Source organism: Pseudoalteromonas sp. S1650 (genome assembly GCF_005887195.1).
Taxonomy (GTDB): Bacteria; Pseudomonadota; Gammaproteobacteria; order Enterobacterales; family Alteromonadaceae; genus Pseudoalteromonas; species Pseudoalteromonas simplex.
In genome coordinates, this window is record NZ_PNDF01000087.1 from 1 (window position 1) to 3,438 (window position 3,438).

2 protein-coding genes and 1 pseudogene are annotated in these 3,438 nt (G+C 36.8%); all 3 read right to left on the reverse strand.

Annotated features, from left to right (window positions below; translation table 11 throughout):
* Window positions 1–1,205: pseudogene (locus CWB80_RS20020) on the reverse strand (hypothetical protein); the annotation flags it as partial.
* A 350-nt stretch (window positions 1,206–1,555) separates the two neighbouring features.
* Window positions 1,556–1,978 (reverse strand): hypothetical protein, encoded by a 423-nt coding sequence (locus tag CWB80_RS20025; protein ID WP_138602603.1) that lies wholly within the window; start codon window positions 1,976–1,978, stop codon window positions 1,556–1,558.
* A 750-nt stretch (window positions 1,979–2,728) separates the two neighbouring features.
* A partial coding sequence (locus tag CWB80_RS20030; RefSeq protein WP_138686295.1) for an ornithine cyclodeaminase family protein occupies window positions 2,729–3,438 on the reverse strand: 710 nt, incomplete at its 5' end.

Consider the following 3,438-nt stretch of genomic DNA (forward strand, 5'->3'; position numbering starts at 1 on the left):
GTAGATGTGGAGCTAACGCAGTCGGTGCCATTTAGTGAACCACCAGCCGAACATGAGTAAATCAAATTCTCTGAAATCTTTTGATAACATAATGTACCATTTAGAGAGTAACCGCTATCACAGTAGTATATTTCGTTTGTTTCTTCTAGCCTCGTACACCCTCCAGGACCTAAACTATATCCAGATGGGCACTTAAGAGTAATTGGTGTGTTTTCGGTCTTAACACACTTAACTTTTGAAGCTGAAAAGATATCATTTGGATCTTCTCTATAAGTCACAATGCTATAACCCGCGTCGCATTTATTCTTAACTGGCTGTGGATACATCCCCCAACCTACATCATCACAGCTTGTTTTGTCACTATTGAGTTGCCAACGAGGTTCATCACAATAAGGTATCGCGGCTCTTTCTGACGTTCTAGTACAAACCCCTTCGTCCAATAAGTAGCTAGTAGGACATGATTGAATTACGTTTGAAGTTGTCAATATCATGCATTTGTTATTTGTCAGGGTAGAACCTGCAGGACATGACGTGTTTGCATTTTTTTGAATATCTTTAAAACAGCTGCTTCCTGAGCGCGTATATCCAGCCGGGCATGATGAACTTGCTGGCGAGCTAGATGAACCCATACATACACCATTTGAATACGCTGTACCTGCAGGGCAGTTCTTAGTAGCGTCTACTGTATATGTTTTAGAACAATCACCCGAATTGATACTGTACAAATAACCTGATGGACATACTTTAATTGCTGGTTGAGTCGTGGTTCTGTAACACATTCCGCCAGATAAAATGTAGCCTTCAGGACATGTTGCCCCTTTGACACTTAGAGTGATGGTATAATTTGCAGCTCCTGATGCTCCAACTTCCCCTGGGTAAATTGGAATATCTAGACCGCCAGCTGAGTTAACAGCCTTATCAAATTGAACAATTTGCCCTTTTGTTACAGTAATTCCATTTACAACAACAGAGCTTGGTGCGTCACTATGTAACTTAAATGTAATCTGCTGTTCACCAAAAGCCTTATTTCCCTCCAAGGTGTACAATGTTGGTACCTTTATTATTGTAAACGGCTCATCCGTTTTACTACTTAGTAAGCTTTTAGAAGACAAGGTGTTTACAGGATCAACATGTACTGTGGTTTCAGCTTTAGTGCTTAAAGATATATATACCAAGGCTAGTAGTAATAGTTTACGAAATAGCATTTTAGAACCCAAAGTAAGTTGTTATTCTAAATAGAATTCCTTTTTGAATTTGGTAAAAATTTGAAAATCTATCAAGTTGAGATTATTAATTTACTTGAAATGGATTTCAGAAATGCCTGAAAAAAATCTATTTTTGACAGATAATTTAGGGAAAGTGGAGTTAGTTTTTACGGCTGAAGGTTTGGTTTTCCGATTCTCGAACCAAAATAGTGGCTCTGCTAGGTGACAAAACTCCGACATGACATACTACCATTAGCAGTCTAAGTATTAACTACAACTCCATTGCGTGCTTGAAATAAAAACAGATTTGAAAAAAGACTGATGATTAATACTAATAACAGCTTAAATCTTTACTCAGTTTTTCCAGTTAAGAAATGAACCCAACCTTTCCATTCACTTTTGTAATGAAGATTTGGATTTGATGGTATATTAGCAGGCCTACCACCCTCTTTACTCAACTCCCTAAACTGCGTCATCGTCTCAACACCCAATGTCCGAGCAATTCGACAAGCTTCATGAAACTCAACGAATCGCCCACAACCAGGTGAGTTTTTAGGAGCTAAAACTTCTGACCATTTACAGCCATATACATTAGGTGGGCGCTTAGGCATAGACTCTGGAAATTCATCACCTTCACTGGCCTCAAGCCATTCTTTAATTGAGGATAACTTTTTCTCTCGAGCATATCTTGCTGCTTCTGTAATTGATACGTATTTATCTTGGGACATTTGTTTAAAGTGTCTTACACAGAATTTTTTTAATTCTACGATCAATTTTTAAAATTTTAAACATTATGAATTTCTAAATTACTAACAACTTTAGCTATACTAAGTATTTAGACTTGTAATGGTGCTATTCAACTGGCATAGCTCATCACTATTCACAAAACAAGCAACACTTCTTTCAAGTATGAGAAGCTGAGTAGACATGCATTAACTGATAATTATTAGCATCTTTCCAACTAATTTTGCCATTTCTATTATATCCACTAACGCAGTTCATCATCACGAATTTTAATGCGGCAGTATGAAAGCCATACTCTAACAATTCTCATTTGAGATGAAAGTATGTTGACATCTACAATTATACACTCAACCAACCACCTAACTTAGACATTACAATTTAATTAGAAGTTAAAAAACTTGAAGCTATAAAAATAATGCCCGAAAAAAGCCAAACTCCACAGTATTTCACCCAGCAATTACTATTAAGATAAGTGACATTAGGATTGTTAGAGTCAATTAAAATTGTACAATCAATCCCATTTTTAAACTTGGCTATAAGCTGCTGATCAAAAGCAACAAAAACACTATAAAAATTACCTTTGAATTTATAGCTGACTAACATCCTCTTGTAGTGCAAAAGCTCTAAATTGCGCACGTTATTATCAATTACATTGTTAATGTTTACAATTTTACAAACTCGCCAATGTTGCTTATCATAACGAATCCTGAGCCATCTTATAAATGTTAGTAAGCTCAACATAACGAAACAAAGCCCTAATAATAAAAGTAATAAGCTACTCATTTTTTTAATGACTTATAAATATAATGGGCAGTTATAAGATCACTTAACGCTGTGCCAACAGACTTAAATACTGTTATATCGGATTCACATTTTCTCTCATAGTTATTTTTTTTAGCTAGATCCGCAAGCTCGCCGGATATATTAGCTTCATCAAAAACTCCCTCAGAAATAGGAATCAACAATTCACCAGCTTCAGCAAGAACATTCTCCTTGCTATCTACATATACCTTACTTTGTGCGATAGTAACACTGTCACATTCGCGCGAGTCGCAGCGATGATTACCAATCAAATCAACATGCGTACCAGGCTTTAACCAACCACCTTTAAATAATGGCGTTGGTGAACCTGTTGCGCAGCTGATCACATCGGCACTTTTAATAACTTTTTCACAACTTTGTCCGATAACAAACTCAATATCAGTAAATGCACGCTGTAAGCTATTGTGTAAAACAGCAACTTTATCTTGATTACGCCCAATTAACGTTACACATTTAAAATCGCGCACACTCAAGTGTGCTCGAACCATATACTCAGCTAAATTGCCGCTGCCAAAAAACACTAAATGCTGGCTATCTTTTCGCGATAAATAGTAGCTTGCCAAAGCAGATACTACAGCTGTGCGCCAAAGTGTTACACGTGTACCATCAACTAGAGCAAGAGGTTCACCATGAGCACGAGAGAACAGCATTATTTTTGAATAAAGTG